This is a genomic window from Streptomyces sp. V1I1, assembly GCF_030817355.1.
Taxonomy (GTDB): Bacteria; Actinomycetota; Actinomycetes; order Streptomycetales; family Streptomycetaceae; genus Streptomyces.
Map to the genome: position 1 here is coordinate 5,845,814 of NZ_JAUSZH010000001.1, position 19,477 is coordinate 5,865,290.

The window sequence follows — 19,477 nt, forward strand, 5'->3', positions numbered from 1 at the left end:
CGGTGACACCGAGGACGGCCCGGGCGTGAAGAAGGCGGTGACACCGAGAACGGGCCGGCGAATACGGGCAACGCCCCGCCGGCCCGCCCCCGGTGGCCCTCACAACTGCGCGAGCAGCTCCGCCTTCTTCGTGCTGAACTCCTCGTCCGTCACCAGACCCGCCTGGTGCAGCTCCCCGAGGTGCCGTATCCGCTCCGCGATGTCGGCCGGGTCTCTCCGCCCCGCCCGCAGCGCCGGCGCAGGCGCCGAGCCGGTATTCCGTACGGATTCGAGCACCGCGGCCGCGAACGGCAGCGACTCGTGCACCGGTCCGTACCTCAGCCCGAACAGCACCGCGGCCGGGTCCTGGTCCACCTGCGCGGGCCTGGCCCCCTCGTCGCCGGGTTCGTCGCCGCGCAGCAGCAGCCGCAGATACCCGTCGAACGCCTCCGGCGAGCGCCACTCGACCCCGCTCAGCTCCCCGACCGGGTAACTCTGGTCGCCCGCCTTCCACTTGGCGGACGACGCGCCCGTCCAGGACCAGCGGAATGCGACGTGCGAGCCGTCGAAGGAGGCCTTTCCGTCGTACGCCTTGAAGCCCAGCGGGGCCTCGGGCGCGGCTACGGCGTACCGCTCGGCGGGCTTGTCCGCGTCCGCGGGGAGCAGGCCCCGCAGTTCGTCGGCGTAGTACTCGGCGAGCGTCTCCCGCTCCGCGGGCAGCACAAGACGGTACGGGTCGCAGCCCTCTTTCAGCTGCCCGGCCGCGGCCTCCATCAGCGGATCCGCGCCGGGTCTGGGCACAGCGTGCAGCACCACCGTGCCGCGCTTGCCCGGGGAGAGTGTCACCGACGCCAACGCCTCGTGGGGGATACGGCGTTCGCGAAGCGTCTGGAACAGCTTCGGCGTGCGGAGCCCCCGTTCGAAGCGGATGAGCACGGAGTCGGTCTCGAACTCCCAGGTGGCTTGAATTCCGGCCAGCACATCACCCATACGCCTCATCGTAGGCGGCGTGCGCCCGCGCGTCTGCATCGGTGCGAGGCCCGATCCGCGACGCTCTACGCGCGTCAGGCCACCTTGTTGCCGTAAATACCACTGCGGCATGTGTCATCTTCGCTCGCGCAGCTCACGCTGGCGTACGAACCGACCCCTATCTCCGCGAAGTTGCTGACGCTCTCCGTACCCGGCTCGAAATAGCCTGCGTGGCCGACCGCGCCGGCCGCGGACAGCACCCGGGCGCCGAACGCCGGTGTCACCGGGTCCTCGCCGTGCCCGAGGCCGCCGACTTCGAGATGCGGTACTTCCTGGATCCAGTCGTCGCTGTCCCGCATCGCCCAGACCCGGGCGTTCGAGTGCAGTCCGGCGACGTTCTGGGCGCGCATGCCGGGGCTGCCGGCCACCGCTATGTCGTCCACCCGGTCGGGCAGTTCGCGGGCCGCGACCCCGCAGACGACGGAGCCGTAACTGTGGCAGAACAGCGCGACCCTGGAGTCGCCGGGCAGTGCGTTCGCAAGCGCGGTCAGCCGGATCGCGCCGCCCGCGGCGAGCCGGCCGATGGCCGAGTCCATGCCGACGCCGACGGGCGCGGTGTAGTCGGCCCAGGCGATGACGGCGGTACGCGTACGAGGGGACGCGGCCCGCTGGGCCGCGTACAGCGACTGTGCCATGCCGACCGGCGCGGTGTACTTGCGGGTCGTCTTCTGGAAAGTGAGCAGATTGGTGTCGACGCCGGGGACGATCACCGAGACGCGCTGGGCGTGGTCGAGGTCGCCGAGCACTTCGGCGACCTTGCCGGGCCCGGACGGGTCGAAGGCGAGGATCTGCCGGTCGGCGCTCATCAGCGCCTTGAAGCGGTGCATACGGCGGATGGCCTCGCGGTGGCCGTCCGCGGTGAGGTTGGGGTCGTTCACGCGCTTGCGCTCCAGCGCGTGCGAGTGCGCGAGGGCCTTGCGGTTGGCGCGGTAGCGCAGGGTGACCGGGGCGCCGTTGAGATTGCCGACGACGAGCGGGTACCGGTCGGCGAGTCGGGCCCGCTGGGCACTGCCGAGCGAGCCGAAGAAGGCGGCCAGCCGATGCGGTGCCGAGTCGGCCCCGGGCAGCGCCCGCTCCCCTATCCGGCCCTTGGCCCAGCCGGCCAGTTCGGCCTCGAGAGCGTTACGAGGACCGCCCTGATGTCGTACGGCGGTCCAGCCGGTGGTCGCCAGCATGATGAACACGACCGCGAGGGCGAGGAGGGCGCGCCAGGCGGTCAAGGTGGGGGAGGAGTCGAAGGAAGTCACTGCGGGACACCCTAGGAGACGCGTGAGGGGCCTCACGAAGACCGTGAGACAGATCACGTGTTCCTGGGTGGAATGAGGGGAAGACCGTCACGTTCCGTGCGCGCGAGGCGTACGCTCCGGCGCGGACCGCGGCCGGTGCCTACGTGTTGCCCGAACGGGCAGCCCGCGCCCCCCAGTTCTCCGCCAGCGCCGGGCCCAGGCGATCCAGGTACGTCTCCGTCAGGCTCCTGAGCGCCTCCATACTCGCGTCCTCGCCCTGGCCCCACAGCCGGCCCGTCACGCGCATCACCCCGCTGAACGCCGCCACCGCGACCCGTGGCCTCGGGTCCGTGTTCACGTCCAGGCCCTCGCGGTCCGCGATCAGGCGGGCGATCTCCTCCTCGACCTCCATGGAGCGCCGCAGATGGACGGCGAGCAGCACGGGCGTCGACTCGATCAGCTGGTAGCTGCGCATATGCAGTTCGAGGGGGATGATCGCCTCGATCGCCTCGCCGATCGTGTCCCATGCCCCCAGCACCGCGTTCCGCAGTGCCTCGAACGGCCCCTCCTGCGCGGGCCGTTCGCGCACCGCCGCGATGAAGTGGGACTCGGCGAGCTGCTGGACGGCGAACGCGGCCTCCTCCTTATTGGCGAAGTACCGGAAGAAAGTGCGCTGGGAGACCTCGACCGCGTCCGCGATTTCGTCGACGGTCGTCTGCTCGTACCCCTTGGTCGTGAAGAGCTCCAGCGCGGCGCGCACCAGCGCGTCACGGGTCCGCTGCTTCTTGCGCTCCCGCAGCCCTGTCCGCTCGACCGTCACTTCATGGTCCTCTTCTCGACGCTTCGGCCGGCTCAGCCTACCTGTGAGCTACGTGACAGTTACCGACTTGTGAATTGGTTTGTCAACTGTCAGTCGCTGACATTAGCCTCCGGACATGACTAGTCAGACCGCCGTCGAAAAGGCGCAGAAGGATCCCCAGGACGCCGCCCCGGCACCGGTCAAGGGGTTGCGCGGCCACCCCTGGCTGACGCTTTTCGCCGTGGCCATCGGCGTGATGATGGTCGCGCTGGACGGCACCATCGTCGCGATCGCCAACCCGGCGATCCAGAAGGACCTCGGTGCCACGTTCGCCGACGTCCAGTGGATCACCAACGGCTACTTCCTCGCCCTCGCCGTGACCCTGATCACCGCCGGCAAGCTCGGTGACCGCTTCGGCCACCGGCAGACGTTCCTCATCGGTGTCGTCGGATTCGCCGCCGCGTCGGGGGCCATCGGATTGTCCGACAGCATCGCCCTGGTGGTCACCTTCCGTGTGCTCCAAGGCCTGTTCGGCGCGCTGCTGATGCCCGCCGCGCTCGGCCTGCTGCGCGCCACCTTCCCCGCCGAGAAGCTGAACATGGCGATCGGCATCTGGGGCATGGTCATCGGTGCCTCCACCGCGGGCGGCCCGATCCTCGGCGGCCTGCTCGTCCAGCACGTCAGCTGGCAGTCGGTCTTCTTCATCAACGTCCCGGTCGGCATCCTCGCGGTCGTGCTCGGCGCGCTGATCCTCAAGGACCACCGCGCGAAGAACGCGCCGAAGTCCTTCGACATCCTCGGTATCGCGCTGCTGTCGGCGGCCATGTTCTGCCTGGTCTGGGCGCTGATCAAGGCCCCGGCGTGGGGCTGGGGCGACGGGCAGACGTGGGGCTTCATCGCAGTATCCGTCGTCTGCTTCGCTCTCTTCGCCTTCTGGGAGACGAAGGTCAGGGAGCCGCTCATCCCGCTGAAGCTGTTCCGCTCCGTGCCGCTCGCGGCGGGCACGGTCCTGATGGTGCTGATGGCGATCGCCTTCATGGGCGGCCTGTTCTTCGTCACCTTCTATCTGCAGAACGTGCACGGCATGAGCCCCGTCGACAGCGGTCTGCACCTGTTGCCGCTCACCGGCATGATGATCGTCGGCTCCCCGCTGGCGGGCGCGCTGATCACCAAGTCGGGCCCCCGCATCCCGCTGGCCGGCGGCATGGTGCTCACGGCGGTCGCCATGTTCGGCATGTCGACCCTGTCCACGGACACGGGCAGCCTGCCGATGTCCGTCTGGTTCGCCCTGCTCGGCCTCGGCCTCGCTCCGGTCATGGTCGGCGCCACCGAGGTCATCGTCGGCAATGCCCCGATGGAGCTCTCCGGCGTCGCGGGCGGTCTGCAGCAGGCCGCCATGCAGATCGGCGGCAGCCTCGGTACGGCGGTGCTCGGCGCGGTCATGGCCTCCAAGGTCGACAACGACCTCGCGGGGAACTGGATCGATGCCAAGCTTCCGCCGCTCACCCCCGCCCAGCTGGACCAGGCGTCGGAAGCCGTTCAGGTGGGTGTGCCGCCGGTGGCGCCCGGGACCCCGCCCGCCATCGCCGAGAAGATCGTCGGCGTCGCCCACGACACCTTCATGTCGGGCATGGGCCTGGCCTGCCTGGTGGCCGCCGGTGTCGCGGCCGTCGCGGTGTTCGTCGCCCTGCTGACCAAGCGCGGCGCGAACGCCGAGGCGGGTGCGGCCCACATCTGACGGCCATGTCTGACGTCCACATCTGACGTCGGCCTGACGTCAACCGCGTGCGTACGACAGCCCCGCCCGGCCCGCCCGGCGGGGCTGTCACCTATCCGGGTGATGTGCGCCGTACCCCCTTCCCCGCCCCGTCCGCCGCAGGTCAGGGTGCGGTCAAGTGATCAGCAAGTGATCAGTACGACACGGGGGTTGAACGATATGCGCAAGATCGTCACGGCCGGAGTCACGGCCGGAGTCCTGGCCGCAGCAGTACTGGCGCCGCAGACGGCGACCGCCGCGCAGCCCCGCCTCGGGGAGTGCGCGGCGGGCGAGCTCTGCCTCTGGGAGAAGGGGAACTTCAAGGGCGCCCGCCAGGCCCATGAACTGTCCGGCACGGACATCGAGAGCTGTGTGCCGCTGCCGCCGGGCACCACCGCGCAGGCGCTCGCCAACCGGACCGGGCGGCCCGTCACCACGTACCAGTCGGCGGAGTGCGAGGAGACGGGGGAGTTCGACACCTACCCGGGTGGCGGCACCTGGGTGCCCCAATCGCCGTACGGGGTAAGGGCGTTCAAGATCTGGGAGCGCTAGGGAGAGCCAAGGGAGAAGCTGGGGGAGAACCAGGGGAGAGCTAGCCGACGGACTGCTCGGGCACAGGGCCCGGCGCCGGTACGGGAGCGGTGGCCCCGGCGTCCGCTCCCGACAGCCGCCCGACCTCCGCCCGCAGGTCCTTGACCTCCTGCATGAGCGCTTCGAGGAGCGCCGTCTGCCGGCGCTCCTCCGCGTCGTCCCGCTCGAAGCGGGAGATGAACCACGCCGCGATATTGGCGGTGACGACACCGAGCAGCGCGATCCCCGAGAGCATCAGCCCGATCGCGAGCACCCGCCCGAGTCCCGTCGTCGGCGCGTGATCGCCGTATCCGACCGTCGTCATCGTCGTGAACGACCACCACACCGCGTCACCCAGCGTCTTGATGTTCCCGCCGGGCGCGTCCCGCTCCACATGCAGCACGGCCAGCGAGCCGAACATCATCAGCCCGACCACCGCGCCCCCGACATACGTCGTCAGCGTGACCTGCGGCGCCATCCTGGCCCGCCGGCCCACCAGCAGCAGTGTGGAGACGACCCGCAGCAGCCGCAGCGGCTGCACCAGCGGCAGCACCACCGCGACCAGGTCCAGCGGATGGCTGCGTACGAACAGCCGCTTGCCCGGCGCCAGCACCAGCCGTACGAGGTAGTCGAAGGCGAACGCGCCCCACACCACCCATTCTGTGACCGTGCAGACGGTGTGCACCAAGCGGCCCGCGTCGGGCGCGACGATCGGCACGGCGTACGCGACGCCGAACGCCACGGCGAGCGCCAGCAGGGGTTTCTGCATGCGCTGTTCCCACCGGACCTGCGCTGTTCGCTGCTTCATGCCACCCATCGTCATGCCACGCATCGTATGGAAGCCGAAGGGCGGCGGGACCCGCCTGGGTCCCGCCGCCCTTCACAGCGCTACGAAAACTACGCGTCGCCGCCGGCAGCGCCCGGGTCCGCCGCAGCCACATCCAGCAGCTGGTAGCGGTCCACCGCCTGCTTCAGCACCGAGCGGTCGACCTTGCCCTCCCGCGCCAGCTCCGTGAGCACCGCGAGCACGATCGACTGTGCGTCGATGTGGAAGTAGCGACGGGCGGCGCCGCGCGTGTCGGCGAAGCCGAAGCCGTCCGCGCCCAGCGACTGGTACGTGCCGGGCACCCAGCGCGAGATCTGGTCCGGGACCGAGCGCATCCAGTCCGAGACCGCGACGAACGGGCCCTCGGAGCCGGACAGCTTCCGCGTCACATACGGGACGCGCTGCTCCTCCTCCGGGTGGAGCAGGTTGTACCGCTCCACGTCGACGGCCTCGCGCCGCAGCTCGTTCCAGGACGTCGCCGACCACACATCGGCGCGCACATTCCACTCCTCGGCGAGGATCCGCTGCGCCTCGACCGCCCACGGCACGGCCACACCGGACGCCATGATCTGCGCGGGGATCGCGCCTGCCTCGCCCGCCTGGTAGCGGTAGATGCCCTTGAGGATGCCCTCGGCGTCCACGTCGGCCGGCTCGGCCGGGTGCTGGATCGGCTCGTTGTAGACGGTGAGGTAGTAGAAGATGTCCTCGGCGTCCGGGCCGTACATCCTGCGCAGACCGTCCTGGACGATGTGCGCGATCTCGAAGCCGAAGGCCGGGTCGTACGCGACACAGCCCGGGTTCGTCGAGGCGAGCAGGTGCGAGTGGCCGTCCGCGTGCTGCAGACCCTCACCGGTCAGGGTGGTGCGTCCCGCGGTCGCACCCAGCACAAAGCCGCGTGCGAGCTGGTCGGCCATCTGCCAGAACTGATCGCCGGTGCGCTGGAAACCGAACATCGAGTAGAAGACGTACACCGGGATCAGCGGCTCGCCGTGCGTGGCGTACGCAGAGCCGGCCGCGATCAGCGATGCCGTGCAGCCGGCCTCGGAGATGCCGTCGTGCAGCATCTGCCCGGTCGGCGACTCCTTGTACGCGAGCAGCAGGTCGCGGTCCACCGCTTCGTACTGCTGGCCCAGCGGGTTGTAGATCTTGGCGCTCGGGAAGAACGAGTCCATACCGAAGGTGCGGTACTCGTCCGGCGCGATCAGCACGAAGCGCCTGCCGATCTCCTTGTCCCGCATCAGGTCCTTGAGCAGCCGTACGAACGCCATGGTGGTGGCGATCGACTGCTGCCCGGAGCCCTTCTTGACCGCCGCGTACGTCTTGTCCTCGGGCAGGACCAGCGGCTTGGACCGCACGACCCGGGTCGGGACATACCCGCCCAGTGACTTGCGGCGGTCGTGCATGTACTGGATCTCCTCCGACTCGCGGCCCGGGTGGTAGTACGGCGGCGCGCCGTCCTCGAGCTGCTTGTCGGTGATGGGGATGTGCAGCCGGTCCCGGAAGCGCTTGAGGTCGTCGACCGTCAGCTTCTTCATCTGGTGGGTCGCGTTGCGGCCCTCGAAGTTCGGGCCGAGCGTCCAGCCCTTGACGGTCTGGGCGAGGATCACGGTCGGCTGGCCCTTGTGGGCCTTGGCCGCCGCGTACGCCGCGTAGACCTTCTTGTGGTCGTGGCCGCCGCGGCCCAGGTGCAGGATCTGGTCGTCGGTCATGTTCTCGACCATGGCGCGCAGCCGGTGGTCGTCGCCGAAGAAGTGCTCGCGGATGTACGCGCCGGTCTCGGTGGCGTACGTCTGGAACTGGCCGTCGGGCGTCGTGTTCAGCTTGTTGACCAGCACGCCGTCGCGGTCCTGCGCGAGCAGCGGGTCCCAGGAGCGGTCCCAGACCAGCTTGATGACATTCCAGCCGGCGCCGCGGAACTGCGACTCCAGCTCCTGGATGATCTTGCCGTTGCCGCGCACCGGGCCGTCGAGGCGCTGCAGGTTGCAGTTGACGACGAAGGTCAGGTTGTCCAGGCCCTCGCGGGCGGCGATGGAGAGCTGTCCGAGCGACTCGGGCTCGTCCATCTCGCCGTCGCCGAGGTATGCCCAGACATGCGACTGGGAGGTGTCGGCGATGCCGCGCGCCTCCATGTAGCGGTTCATCCGGGCCTGGTAGATCGCGCCGAGGGGGCCGAGGCCCATGGACACGGTCGGGAACTCCCAGAAGTCCGGCATCAGCCGCGGGTGCGGGTAGCTGGACAGGCCGTCGGGGGCCTTGGACTTCTCCTGGCGGAAGGCGTCGAGCCGGGCCTCGCTGAGGCGGTCGAGCAGGAAGGCGCGGGCGTAGATGCCGGGGGAGGCGTGCCCCTGGAAGAAGATCTGGTCGCCGCCGTCGCCCTGGTCCTTGCCGCGGAAGAAGTGGTTGAAGCCCACGTCGTAGAGGGAGGCGGAAGATGCGAACGTGGCGATGTGGCCGCCGACGCCGATGCCCGGGCGCTGGGCGCGGGAGACCATCACCGCGGCGTTCCAGCGGGTCGCGTTGAGGATCTTGCGCTCGATCTCCTCGTTGCCGGGGAAGAACGGCTCGTTCTTGGTGGCGATAGTGTTGATGTAGTCCGTGCTGCGCATCTCGGGCACGGCCACGCGCTTCTCGCGGGCCCGCTCGATCAGTCGGAGCATCAGGTAGCGGGCGCGCTCCCGGCCCCGCTCGTCGACGGCGGCGTCGAGGGAGTCCAGCCACTCCTGGGTCTCTTCAGGATCGAAGTCCGGGACCTGGCTGGGAAGGCCGCCAATGATGATCGGGTTGCGATCGGATCCGGAAGCCACGCTATTCCTTCGCTGTTCGATGGGTTGTGCGTCTACGGGACGTACGGGATGTCTGCTCGGTGTCGCGCCGCCTCCCATCGTGTACCGCGGGAAGGCAAACGTCATCTCTACCGAGGGGTAACCCCCGTTCTCCGGGAGATGCGGCCCGAACCGCTGTTCCGGGTCCGGTCAAATCGCAACCTTACGCCCAACCCGTCAATGCGTTTCGTTTCACTGTTCGGTTCCGATTGGCACACCGAAGGGGCAGAATGCCGCAAAGACGGCCGAATGGTGTCCCATGAATCAGGAGAAGGCGTCGAGCGTGCCTGGAGTTGCGTCGAGACGGCCGCAAACGTCACCGTTTCGGCGGTCTGGACGGCCGGGTACTTGCGCGATCCGTCCCGCCCGTGTGGACTACGGCCAATGCCACGCGTACGCGCGAGGCCGCAGCATTTTCCGAAAACGATCAGGAGGCAAGCCGTGAGCGCGACCGCGGACCACGCGGAGGAGCGGACCAACCCAGCCGCAAGGCTGGGGTTCGAGCCCGGACAGGTGGTCCAGGAGATCGGCTACGACGACGACGTCGAGCAGGAGCTCCGTGAGGGCATCGAGGCCGTGACGGGCCAGGAAATCGTCGACGAGGACTACGACGACGTCGCAGACGTCGTGTTGCTGTGGTTCCGGGACGAGGACGGCGACCTTACGGACGCACTGGTTGACGCCATCGGTCTGATCGACGAGGGCGGAGCCGTCTGGCTGTTGACGCCCAAGACCGGCCGTGACGGGTACGTCGAACCCAGCGACATCAACGAGGCCGCACAGACCGCGGGACTCTCCCAGACCAAGAGCATCAACGCCGGCAAGGACTGGACCGGCAGCAGGCTGGTGACTCCCAAGGCGGCGAAGTCGAAGCGCTGAGCCGCAGCAGCAGGCCCGTGGCCCCCACCGACGTAGGTCGGCGGGGGCCTTCTGCGTAGGGTGAGAGACCACTGGAAACGGACTGTCCGAGTCGAAGGGATGCACGCTATGGCGATCGAGGTCGGCACCAAGGCGCCGGATTTCGAGCTGAGGGACAACCACGGCCGCACCGTGAGCCTCGCCGAATTCCGCGGCGAGAAGAACGTGGTGCTCCTCTTCTACCCCTTCGCCTTCACCGGCGTGTGCACGGGCGAGCTGTGCGCGCTCCGTGACGAGCTGCCGGCGTTCGTCAACGACGACACCCAGCTGCTCGCCGTCTCCACCGACTCGATCCACACGCTGCGCGTCTTCGCCGAGCAGGAGGGCCTGGAGTATCCGCTGCTCTCGGACTTCTGGCCGCACGGCGAGACCTCGCGCGCGTACGGCGTCTTCGACGAGGAGAAGGGATGCGCGGTACGCGGAACCTTCATCATCGACAAGGAGGGCGTGGTCCGCTGGACGGTCGTCAACGGCCTGCCGGACGCCCGCGACCTGAACGACTACGTCAAGGCGCTGGACACCCTCTGATTCTTCGGGCGATCCCTGCGCTAAAGGCTGTTTGAGTGGGAACCGGTCACTAGGATCCATTCGTTGATCCGACATCGAACGCACGACGGGGGCGCTGCCCCTGACAACACCTGGAGGGACTCGTGGGAGTCAGCCTCAGCAAGGGCGGCAACGTCTCGCTGACCAAGGCCGCGCCCAACCTGACCGCGGTCACCGTGGGCCTGGGCTGGGACGTCAGGACCACCACCGGCACCGACTTCGACCTCGACGCCAGCGCCCTGCTGACCAATGCCGAGGGCAAGGTCGCCACCGACGGCAACTTCGTCTTCTTCAACAACCTCAAGAGCGCCGACGGCTCCGTCGAGCACACCGGTGACAACATCACGGGTGAGGGCGAGGGCGACGACGAGCAGATCAAGGTCAATCTCGCATCGGTCCCGGCCGACGTCGAGAAGATCGTCTTCCCGGTCTCGATCTACGAGGCCGAGGGCCGCCAGCAGTCCTTCGGTCAGGTGCGCAACGCGTTCATTCGCGTCGTCAACCAGGCCGACAACAATGAGCTCGCGCGCTACGACCTGAGCGAGGACGCCTCGACCGAGACCGCGATGGTCTTCGGCGAGCTCTACCGCAATGGCGCGGAGTGGAAGTTCCGAGCCATCGGCCAGGGTTATGCCTCGGGCCTGCGCGGCATCGCGCAGGACTTCGGCGTGAACGTCTGAGCCAGCAGCACCAGCAGCATTTCCGCTTCCGGCGCCGCACATTCTCCGTGCGGCGCCGGACGTGCCTGTCTCACCATCACCGCCATCCGGGGAGGACCAAGAACATGGGCGTCACGCTCGCCAAGGGAGGCAATGTCTCCCTCTCCAAGGCCGCACCGAACCTCATACAGGTGTTGGTCGGACTCGGCTGGGACGCACGCTCCACCACCGGAGCGCCCTTCGACCTCGACGCCAGCGCGCTGCTGTGCGAGTCGGGCAGGGTGCTCGGCGACGAGTACTTCGTCTTCTACAACAACCTCAAGAGCCCCGAGGGCTCCGTCGAGCACACCGGTGACAACCTCACGGGTGAGGGGGAGGGGGACGACGAGTCGCTGCTGGTGGACCTCTCCAAGGTGCCGGCCAACGTCGACAAGATCGTCTTCCCGGTCTCCATCCACGAGGCGGACAACCGCGGCCAGACGTTCGGCCAGGTCAGCAATGCCTTCATCCGGGTGGCGAACCAGGCGGACGGCCAGGAGCTCGCGCGCTACGACCTGAGCGAGGACGCCTCGACCGAGACCGCGATGATCTTCGGCGAGCTCTACCGCTATGGCGGCGAATGGAAATTCCGAGCGGTGGGGCAGGGGTACGCGTCGGGGCTGCGAGGCATCGCTCTAGACTTCGGGGTCAATGTTTCGTAAAGCCGCGTACGGCGCGAGGGGAGGCCCTCTCCCAGACTCCGTCCGGGGGCGCCCCCATTACACGATTGGGTTCCAGTGGTTCTGAAAACCTTCGGCTGGTCGTTCGCGGTCACCGCGCTCGGCTTGGTCGCAGCAGTCTTGTTCGGCGGGTGGACCGCGTTCGGCATCGTTGCGATCCTGTCCGTCCTTGAGATCTCGCTGTCCTTCGACAACGCGGTGGTCAACGCCGGAATCCTGAAGAAGATGAGTGCCTTCTGGCAGAAGATCTTCCTCACGATCGGTGTGCTCATCGCCGTGTTCGGCATGCGACTGGTCTTCCCCGTCGTGATCGTTGCCATCAGCGCCAAGATCGGCCCCATCGAGGCGGTCGACCTGGCGTTCAACGACGCTGAGCGCTACGAGCAGCTGGTCACCGACGCTCACCCGTCGATTGCCGCGTTCGGTGGCATGTTCCTGCTGATGATCTTCCTCGACTTCATCTTCGAGGACCGTGACATCAAGTGGCTCGGCTGGCTGGAGCGGCCGCTGGCCAAGCTCGGCAAGATCGACATGCTGTCGGTCTGCATCGCGCTCATCGTGCTGCTCGTCAGCGCCATGACCTTCGCGACCCAGGCGCACCAGCACGCCGGGCACGCCGACAAGGCGGCGACGGTGCTGCTCTCCGGCGTCGCAGGCCTGATCACGTATCTGGTCGTCGGTGGTCTCTCCGGCTACTTCGAGAACAGGATCGAGGAAGAGGAGGAGCGCGAGCACGAGGCCGAGGAAGAGGCCAAGAAGCGCGGCAAGAAGGTTTCCGCGACCCAGCTGGTCGGCAAGGCCGCGTTCTTCATGTTCCTGTACCTCGAGGTCCTGGACGCCTCGTTCTCGTTCGACGGTGTCATCGGCGCCTTCGCCATCACCAACGACATCGTGCTGATGGCGCTCGGCCTCGGCATCGGCGCCATGTACGTGCGGTCGCTCACGGTCTACCTGGTCCGCCAGGGCACCCTGGACGACTACGTCTACCTGGAGCACGGCGCGCACTACGCGATCGGCGCGCTCGCGGTGATCCTCCTCGTCACCATCCAGTACCAGATCAGCGAGATCATCACCGGCCTGGTCGGCGTCGTGCTGATCGCCTGGTCGTTCTGGTCATCGGTGCGGCGCAACAGGGCGATCGCGGAGGCCGAGGCGAAATCGATCGAACCACAGGGCGACTCCGCGAAGGTGTGACCCTGCGGGGATTGAGGAACGCTCTGAGCGGGGCGGTTCCGAGGCACGGCCTCGGTGCCGCCCCGCGGGGTTCACTGCGGGGTTCACCGATGTATGTGGGGGTGGGGCATGGCTTTCTGGGACAGCCTGTGGCGGGGCAGGGCACCGCAGTTCGACTCGGGCAGCGCCGCGACGAACTCCATCGAGCTGACCAAACGGCACCCGACGGTCTCGCTCACCAAACAGGGCGCGGCCACCGGCAATCTGCGCGTCAACCTCTCCTGGCGGATGCGTACGTCCGACATCGAGGGCAGGTCCAAACAGAGCGGCAGGCTGCTGCGGCACCCCTTCAAGCTCTTCCAGCCCGATGTGGTCCAGGCACACACCCAAGGTGTGGTCAATGTCGACCTCGACCTCGGCTGTCTGTATGAGCTGGTGGACGGCAGCAAGGGCGTGGTGCAGCCGCTGGGCAGCTTCTTCGGCAGCATCAACGAGCCGCCGTATGTGAAGCTCAGCGGCGACGACCGGTTCGGCTCCCCATCCGGCGAGACGATCTACGTCAATCTCGACCACCGCGAGTCGATCAAGCGGCTGCTGTTCTTCGCCTACATCTACGACCAGACGCCGGCCTTCGACCGTACGCACGCGCATGTGACGCTCTACCCGAGCAACGGCCCGCGGGTCGAGATAGAGCTCGACGAACGCGCGCCGCAGGCCCGCTCCTGTGCCGTGTTCTCCATGGAGAACGTGAAGGGCGAGCTGGTCGTGCGCCGTGAGGTGAAGTTCGTGTACGGCTTCCAGGCGGAGCTGGACCGGTTGTACGGGTGGGGCCTGCAGTGGGGACGCGGGTACAAGAACCGGGTCTAGCCGCGCTTACGGCCGTACGAACTGGGGGCCCATCGGGGGCAGCCGGAAGTTCGGGTCGGGCGCGTACGCCGCCGCGGCGGCGGGCTGGGGGTAGCCGTAGGCCGACGACGCGGCGGGCTGGGTCGCGGCGGGCTGCGGGTATCCGTAGGCAGCCGGGGCCGCGGCCGGCTGGGTCGCGGGCTGGGGGTACCCGTATGCCGGCTGCGGGCCGTCCGGCGTGCCGTGGGCCGGGGGCGTTGGTGGCTGAGGTGCGGTTGGGTGTGGAAAACCGTACCCGGGCTGTGCCGTGTGCGCGGCCGGCTGGGGCTCGGGCTGGGGCGACGGTTCCGCGGCCGCCTCCGCCTCGTCCACCGAGATGCCGAACTCCGTCGCCAGACCCACCAGACCGGTCGGGTAGCCCTGCCCCACCGCGCGGAACTTCCAGCCCTCCCCGCGCCGGTACAGCTCGCCGCAGATGATCGCCGTCTCCTCACCCGTCTCCGGCTTCACATCGAAGACGGTCAGCGGCTCGCTGTCGGCCAGGGCGGCGTCGTAGAGCAATATCCGCAGATCCCGTACATGCTGGAAGGTGTCGCCGTCCGAGGACGCGGCGAGCACCACCTGATCGACCGACGCGTCGAGTGAGGAGAGATCCGCCTCGACCGTGTCCGTCAGATGCTCGGCGACACGCTTCTTGGGCAGCCGCCGCACCAGGCCCGACGGATGGCGCGGCTGGTTGTAGAAGACAAAGTCCTCGTCCGAGCGCACGCGGCCGTCGGGGCCGAGCAACAGGGCGGAGGCGTCCACATCGGGGACCCCGGCGCCCGGGGTCCAGCGCAGCACGGCCCGTACGGCCGTGGCATCGAGAGGGACGTTCGAGCCCTTCAGCATCGCGTGCGTCATGAGCGTCATCCTGCCTTCCCAGTGGCCGTGCGGACAACGCGGGGGCCCTTGTTCTCCGGCCGGGACATGGGCATGGTGCAAGCGGGTTACCTGGAATTCATGGGCTTGGGGAACTCTTGACACAGAGTCGTACGTACTATTACCGGCCACGTCAGTCGGGCCGCCAAGGCAGTACGGGGGAAACAAATGCGTCACTTCGGGCATCTTTCGCCTGCCGTCCGCGACAGCTTGTTCCACCAGGAGCCGTGCGAATTCACTGCCGCGTCTCCTGCCCGTACGCTCGCCACCGCGCTCGGCGCCACCCTCTACAGCCCGGCCACCCGGCCGAAGCTCGCTGACGACGCGCTCAAGCAGGTGGGCCGCGGAGTCGTCTCCATGGTCCTCTGCCTGGAGGATTCCATCGACGACGCGGATGTCGCCGCCGCCGAGGACAACCTGGTCCGGCAGTTCGCCGACCTCGATTCGCGCGGCGTGGAGCTGCCACTGCTCTTCATCCGGGTCCGTGAGCCCGGGCAGATTCAGAGCCTGGTGAAGCGGCTCGGCCCCTCGGTCCGGAGACTGTCCGGATTCGTACTACCGAAGTTCACGGAGGAGCGGGGTGTTCCGTTTCTGGAGGCCCTCACCTTCGCGGAATCGGCGAGCGGGCAGCGGCTTTTCGCGATGCCCGTGCTGGAATCTCCGGAGCTGCTCCACCTGGAGACGAGGACGGAGACGCTCGCGGGGATCGCCCGCACGCTGAACAAGTACCGCGAGCGGGTGCTGGCGCTGCGACTCGGCGTCACGGACTTCTGCTCGGCGTACGGGCTGCGCCGGTCGCCCGACATGACCGCGTACGACGTCCAGATCGTCGCCGCGGTCATCGCCGACGTGGTGAACGTCCTCGGACGGGCGGACGGCACCGGCTACACCGTGACCGGCCCTGTCTGGGAGTACTTCCGGCTCCAGGAGCGCATGTTCAAGCCCCAGCTGCGCCGAAGCCCCTTCATGGAGGGCCGGGCGGAGGAACTGCGCACCGCGCTCATCGAGCACGACCTGGACGGCCTGCTCCGCGAGATCGGGCTGGACCGGGCGAACGGGCTGCAGGGCAAGACCTGCATTCACCCCTCGCATGTGCTGCCCGTGCACGCACTGTCAGTCGTCAGTCACGAAGAGTTCAGCGACGCGCAGGACATCCTGCGGCCGGAGCGGGGCGGCGGAGGCGTGATGCGTTCCGCGTACACGAACAAAATGAATGAAGTGAAGCCGCACCGGGCCTGGGCCGAGCGCACGCTGATGCGTGCGGAGGTCTTCGGGGTGGCCAAGGAGGAGGTCGGCTTCGTGGAGCTGCTCACGGCCGGAATCTCGGCTGAATGACGAGGGGAGAGACAGATACCGTGGTGTGGTCGGGAACGTGGGTCGCTGAGCGGCTCGGCGTCGGGCTCGTGGGAGACGAGACGCTGAGCGGCCTGCTGGGGCTTGCGCTGCGCCGCAATCCCAAGCGCGCGCATCTGCTCGTATCGAACGTGCTGGGCAAGCATGTGCCGCAGTCACCTGCGGTGGTGTACGGCGCGGGGTACGGGCTCGGTGAGCGGGTGCGGGAGCTGCTCGGCCCCGACGCGGCGTCACGCGCAGTGGTCCTGGGCTACGCGGAGACGGCGACCGGCCTTGGCCACTCGGTGGCGGACGGGTTGGGCCTCGCGCCGTATCTGCACTCCACACGCCGCCCGGTCGAGGGCGTGGAACGGGCGGGCGGCTTCGAGGAGTCCCACTCGCACGCGACGTCACACCTGCTGCTGCCGGAGGACCCGCGGCTGCTGGCGGGGGACGGCCCACTGGTGCTCGTGGACGACGAGTTCTCGACGGGCAACACCGTGCTCAACACGATCCGCGACCTGCACGAGCGGTACCCGCGCGACCGGTACGTGATCGTGGCGCTGGTCGATATGCGCTCGGACGACGACCGCGACCGTCTGTCGGCCCTCGCGCGGGAACTGGGCGCGCGGGTGGACCTGGTGGCACTGGCGTCGGGCACGCTACGGCTCCCGGAGGGCGTGCTGGAGAAGGGCCAGGCGCTGGTGGCGGAGCATGAGGCGGTCGGCGGGGCGGCGGGTGTCCCGCCGGGCACGGCGGGACAGGCCGCCGCGCAAGCCACCCCCCGCCGCGCCGTGCGCGTCGAGCTCGGGTGGCCCCGTGAGGTGCCCGACGGGGGACGGCACGGGTTTACGCCCCGGCACCGGGAGCAGCTGGAGCACGCGCTGCCGGGCATGGCCGCGCGCATCGCCGACGCGCTCGGCGACGCGGCCACGGGCCGCTCGCGTCGCGTCCTCGTGCTCGGGTTCGAGGAGCTGATGTACGTGCCTCTCCGCCTCGGGACCGCCCTTGAGCAGGTCATCGACGCCGACGTGCGGTACTCCACCACCACCCGCTCGCCCGTCCTCGCCGTCGACGACCCCGGCTATGCCATACGCAGCCGCCTCGTCTTCCCGGCCCACGACAACCCCGCCGACGGACCCGGCGAGCGGTACGCCTACAACGTCGCCGGCGCCGGCTTCGACGCCGTCGTAGCCGTCGTCGACTCGGCCGCCGACACCCCCCAACTGCACGCCCCCGACGGCCTGCTGGCCCAGCTCGCCGCACACACCCCGAACGTCGTGCTGGCCGTCGTGCCGAGCTATGTCCCCAGTTACGTACCCGAATACGTATCCGAAAGAGCTGCCATGCTGCCCGAGCCCCTCCGCGGCCCCGAGTTCTCCTCCTACGCGGCGGACGAGGTCGGCTGGCTGCTCCAGGATCTGTCCGAGACCGAGCTGGAGGCCCCGACGGAGGAGCGCGAGGAGGCCATACAGAGCGGCGCGCACTACGCGGAGTCGCTGCCGGTCGAGTACCAGCCCAGCGCCCAGTACCAGGCGCTGTTCAAGGCCGCGCTGGAGACCTCCGCGGCCCGAATCGCCCGCGCCGTCGGAACCGTCACCGAGACCGTCATCGCCGAGAGGTCCCCGCGTCCCGTACTCGTATCGCTGGCCCGCGCCGGCACCCCCATCGGCGTGCTGATGCGCCGCTGGGCCCAGCACCGGCACGGCCTGGACCTGCCGCACTACGCCGTGTCCATCGTCCGCGGCCGCGGCATCGACACCAACGCCCTGCGCTGGCTCCAGCAGCACCACGACCCGGCCGACGTCGTGTTCGTCGACGGCTGGACCGGCAAGGGCGCGATCACCCGCGAACTGGCCGACGCGCTCGCCGAGTTCGGGGGCTTCAACCCCGAGATCGCCGTCTTGGCCGACCCCGGCGGCTGTGTCCGCACCTACGGCACTCGCGAGGACTTCCTCATCCCCTCCGCCTGCCTCAACTCCACGGTCTCCGGCCTGATATCGCGTACGGTGCTCCGCGCCGACCTGGTCGGCCCGAACGACTTCCACGGCGCGAAGTTCTACCGCGAGCTCGCCGGCAGCGATGTCTCGGAACACTTCCTGGACACCGTCGCCGCCCGTTTCGACGAGGTCGCGACCGCCGTCGACGCCGACGTCAAGGAGCTTCTGTCGGCGGACCGCGCGCCCACCTGGGAAGGCTGGGCCGCTGTCGAGCGGATCAGCGAGGAGTACGGCATCCACGATGTGAACCTGGTCAAGCCGGGCGTCGGCGAGACGACGCGCGTACTGCTGCGCCGCGTCCCCTGGAAGATCCTCGCCAAGCGCGGCGCGGGCGCCGACCTCGACCATGTGCGACTGCTGGCCGAGCAGCGCGGCGTACCGGTCGAGGAGGTCGACGAACTTCCTTACACCTGCGTCGGGTTGATCCACCCCCAGTACACCCGCGGCGCGACCGGCGCGGACGGCAAGGCGGTGTCGGCCCTGTGAGCACCGCAGCGCAGAGGCAGCCGCAGCCGCGTACGCAGCCGCAGACCCGTACGCAGAGGAAGACGCTCGTCGCCAGCGACCTCGACCGCACACTCATCTACTCCGCCCCCGCCCTCCAGCTCCCCATGCCGGACGCGGACGCACCCCGCCTGCTCTGCGTCGAGGTGTACGAACACAAGCCGCTGTCGTATCTCACGGAGACCGCGGCCGGGCTGCTGACCCAGCTCGCCGCCGACACCGTCTTCGTACCGACCACCACCCGCACCCGCGAGCAGTACCACCGCATCCATCTCCCGGGCCCCGCCCCCGAGTTCGCGATCTGCGCCAACGGCGGGCACCTCCTCGTCGACGGAGTGTCCGACCTCGAATGGCATCGGCAGGTCGCCGCACGCCTCGCCGACGAGTGCGCCTCGCTCGCCGAAGTACGCGACCACCTCCTCGCGGCCGCCGACCCCGCATGGTTGCTCAAGGAGCGGATCGCCGAAGGCCTCTTCGTGTATCTCGTCGTCGAGCGCAGCCTGCTGCCCGAAGGCTGGGTCAAGGAGCTCGCCGAGTGGGCGGAGGGCCGCGGCTGGACCGTCTCGCTCCAGGGCCGCAAGATCTACGCCGTGCCCCAGCCGCTCACCAAGAGCGCGGCGGTCCGCGAAGTGGCCCGCCGTACGGATGCCACGCAGATCCTCGCCGCCGGGGACTCCCTCCTCGACGCCGATCTCCTGCTCGACGCGGACCGCGCCTGGCGGCCGGGCCACGGAGAGCTCGCCGACAGCGGCTGGATCGCCCCGAACGTAGAGGTGCTCGGCGAGACGGGTGTCGTTGCGGGCGAGGAGATCCTGCGCCGGTTCAGCCTCGCCGCCGCCGGGCGGTAGGGGC

Annotated in this window: 17 protein-coding genes; 11 read left to right on the forward strand and 6 right to left on the reverse strand. The window is 68.9% G+C overall.

What is annotated here, in order from left to right:
* Window positions 1–99: 99 nt before the first annotated feature.
* The 3 genes from QFZ67_RS27345 to QFZ67_RS27355 form a co-directional block, all read right to left on the reverse strand.
* Window positions 100–969, reverse strand: coding sequence for a DUF4429 domain-containing protein (locus tag QFZ67_RS27345; RefSeq protein ID WP_307663716.1), 870 nt, complete (start codon window positions 967–969; stop codon window positions 100–102).
* A gap of 74 nt (window positions 970–1,043) precedes the next feature.
* Window positions 1,044–2,255 carry an alpha/beta hydrolase gene (locus QFZ67_RS27350; protein WP_307663717.1) on the reverse strand — a complete coding sequence of 404 codons (1,212 nt, stop codon included), beginning with the start codon at window positions 2,253–2,255 and terminating at the stop codon, window positions 1,044–1,046.
* Window positions 2,256–2,394: 139 nt separating this feature from the next.
* Window positions 2,395–3,054 (reverse strand): TetR/AcrR family transcriptional regulator, encoded by a 660-nt coding sequence (locus tag QFZ67_RS27355; RefSeq protein ID WP_307663718.1) that lies wholly within the window; start codon window positions 3,052–3,054, stop codon window positions 2,395–2,397.
* Window positions 3,055–3,169: 115 nt separating this feature from the next.
* Between QFZ67_RS27355 and QFZ67_RS27360 the strand changes: the two genes are divergently transcribed.
* Together QFZ67_RS27360 and QFZ67_RS27365 are read left to right on the forward strand one after the other, a co-directional pair.
* Window positions 3,170–4,771, forward strand: coding sequence for an MFS transporter (locus QFZ67_RS27360; RefSeq protein WP_307663719.1), 1,602 nt, complete (start codon window positions 3,170–3,172; stop codon window positions 4,769–4,771).
* Between the two features lie 198 nt (window positions 4,772–4,969).
* Entirely contained in the window at window positions 4,970–5,341 is a 372-nt protein-coding gene (locus QFZ67_RS27365; RefSeq protein ID WP_307663720.1) for a peptidase inhibitor family I36 protein, read from the forward strand.
* A gap of 40 nt (window positions 5,342–5,381) precedes the next feature.
* Here QFZ67_RS27365 and QFZ67_RS27370 read toward each other — a convergent pair whose 3' ends face one another.
* Together QFZ67_RS27370 and aceE are read right to left on the reverse strand one after the other, a co-directional pair.
* On the reverse strand, window positions 5,382–6,176 hold the full coding sequence (locus tag QFZ67_RS27370; RefSeq protein WP_373430246.1) for a potassium channel family protein: 795 nt from the start codon (window positions 6,174–6,176) through the stop codon (window positions 5,382–5,384).
* A gap of 80 nt (window positions 6,177–6,256) precedes the next feature.
* Entirely contained in the window at window positions 6,257–8,989 is a 2,733-nt protein-coding gene (gene aceE / locus QFZ67_RS27375; RefSeq protein WP_307663722.1) for a pyruvate dehydrogenase (acetyl-transferring), homodimeric type, read from the reverse strand.
* Window positions 8,990–9,448: 459 nt separating this feature from the next.
* Between aceE and QFZ67_RS27380 the strand changes: the two genes are divergently transcribed.
* The 6 genes from QFZ67_RS27380 to QFZ67_RS27405 all read left to right on the forward strand — a co-directional run bounded on the left by QFZ67_RS27380 (window position 9,449) and on the right by QFZ67_RS27405 (window position 13,889).
* On the forward strand, window positions 9,449–9,886 hold the full coding sequence (locus tag QFZ67_RS27380) for a DUF3052 domain-containing protein (RefSeq protein ID WP_266544289.1): 438 nt from the start codon (window positions 9,449–9,451) through the stop codon (window positions 9,884–9,886).
* A 108-nt stretch (window positions 9,887–9,994) separates the two neighbouring features.
* On the forward strand, window positions 9,995–10,453 hold the full coding sequence (locus QFZ67_RS27385; RefSeq protein ID WP_307663723.1) for a peroxiredoxin: 459 nt from the start codon (window positions 9,995–9,997) through the stop codon (window positions 10,451–10,453).
* 122 nt (window positions 10,454–10,575) lie between these two features.
* Window positions 10,576–11,151 carry a TerD family protein gene (locus QFZ67_RS27390; protein WP_307663724.1) on the forward strand — a complete coding sequence of 192 codons (576 nt, stop codon included), beginning with the start codon at window positions 10,576–10,578 and terminating at the stop codon, window positions 11,149–11,151.
* 104 nt (window positions 11,152–11,255) lie between these two features.
* On the forward strand, window positions 11,256–11,831 hold the full coding sequence (locus QFZ67_RS27395) for a TerD family protein (RefSeq protein WP_307663725.1): 576 nt from the start codon (window positions 11,256–11,258) through the stop codon (window positions 11,829–11,831).
* Window positions 11,832–11,906: 75 nt separating this feature from the next.
* Window positions 11,907–13,043 (forward strand): DUF475 domain-containing protein, encoded by a 1,137-nt coding sequence (locus QFZ67_RS27400; protein ID WP_307663726.1) that lies wholly within the window; start codon window positions 11,907–11,909, stop codon window positions 13,041–13,043.
* A 108-nt stretch (window positions 13,044–13,151) separates the two neighbouring features.
* Entirely contained in the window at window positions 13,152–13,889 is a 738-nt protein-coding gene (locus QFZ67_RS27405; protein ID WP_307663727.1) for a Tellurium resistance, read from the forward strand.
* Between the two features lie 6 nt (window positions 13,890–13,895).
* Here the strand turns inward: QFZ67_RS27405 and QFZ67_RS27410 are convergent, their stop codons facing one another.
* Complete coding sequence (locus QFZ67_RS27410) at window positions 13,896–14,780, reverse strand: TerD family protein (RefSeq protein WP_307663728.1); 885 nt, start codon at window positions 14,778–14,780, stop codon at window positions 13,896–13,898.
* A gap of 177 nt (window positions 14,781–14,957) precedes the next feature.
* Here QFZ67_RS27410 and QFZ67_RS27415 point away from each other — a divergent pair, with 177 nt between their 5' ends.
* The 3 genes from QFZ67_RS27415 to QFZ67_RS27425 are packed head-to-tail and all read left to right on the forward strand — an operon-like array spanning window position 14,958 to window position 19,473.
* On the forward strand, window positions 14,958–16,124 hold the full coding sequence (locus QFZ67_RS27415; RefSeq protein WP_307663729.1) for an HpcH/HpaI aldolase/citrate lyase family protein: 1,167 nt from the start codon (window positions 14,958–14,960) through the stop codon (window positions 16,122–16,124).
* Window positions 16,121–18,607, forward strand: a complete 2,487-nt coding sequence (locus QFZ67_RS27420) for a phosphoribosyltransferase (protein ID WP_307663730.1) — start codon at window positions 16,121–16,123, stop codon at window positions 18,605–18,607. The genes QFZ67_RS27415 and QFZ67_RS27420 overlap by 4 nt, the downstream gene beginning before the upstream one ends.
* Window positions 18,604–19,473, forward strand: coding sequence for an HAD family hydrolase (locus QFZ67_RS27425; RefSeq protein ID WP_307663731.1), 870 nt, complete (start codon window positions 18,604–18,606; stop codon window positions 19,471–19,473). The genes QFZ67_RS27420 and QFZ67_RS27425 overlap by 4 nt, the downstream gene beginning before the upstream one ends.
* Window positions 19,474–19,477: the final 4 nt, after the last annotated feature.

What these genes read in the sequence shown, in the direction of transcription:
- QFZ67_RS27360 (WP_307663719.1), top strand. Translation starts at nt 3,170, where the DNA reads ATGACTAGTCAGACCGCCGTCGAAAAGGCGCAGAAGGATCCCCAGGAC.
- QFZ67_RS27415 (WP_307663729.1), top strand. Translation starts at nt 14,958, where the DNA reads ATGCGTCACTTCGGGCATCTTTCGCCTGCCGTCCGCGACAGCTTGTTC.
- QFZ67_RS27365 (WP_307663720.1), top strand. Translation starts at nt 4,970, where the DNA reads ATGCGCAAGATCGTCACGGCCGGAGTCACGGCCGGAGTCCTGGCCGCA.
- QFZ67_RS27405 (WP_307663727.1), top strand. Translation starts at nt 13,152, where the DNA reads ATGGCTTTCTGGGACAGCCTGTGGCGGGGCAGGGCACCGCAGTTCGAC.
- QFZ67_RS27345 (WP_307663716.1), bottom strand. Translation starts at nt 969, where the DNA reads ATGGGTGATGTGCTGGCCGGAATTCAAGCCACCTGGGAGTTCGAGACC.
- QFZ67_RS27395 (WP_307663725.1), top strand. Translation starts at nt 11,256, where the DNA reads ATGGGCGTCACGCTCGCCAAGGGAGGCAATGTCTCCCTCTCCAAGGCC.
- QFZ67_RS27410 (WP_307663728.1), bottom strand. Translation starts at nt 14,780, where the DNA reads ATGACGCTCATGACGCACGCGATGCTGAAGGGCTCGAACGTCCCTCTC.
- QFZ67_RS27420 (WP_307663730.1), top strand. Translation starts at nt 16,121, where the DNA reads ATGACGAGGGGAGAGACAGATACCGTGGTGTGGTCGGGAACGTGGGTC.
- QFZ67_RS27370 (WP_373430246.1), bottom strand. Translation starts at nt 6,176, where the DNA reads ATGGGTGGCATGAAGCAGCGAACAGCGCAGGTCCGGTGGGAACAGCGC.
- QFZ67_RS27385 (WP_307663723.1), top strand. Translation starts at nt 9,995, where the DNA reads ATGGCGATCGAGGTCGGCACCAAGGCGCCGGATTTCGAGCTGAGGGAC.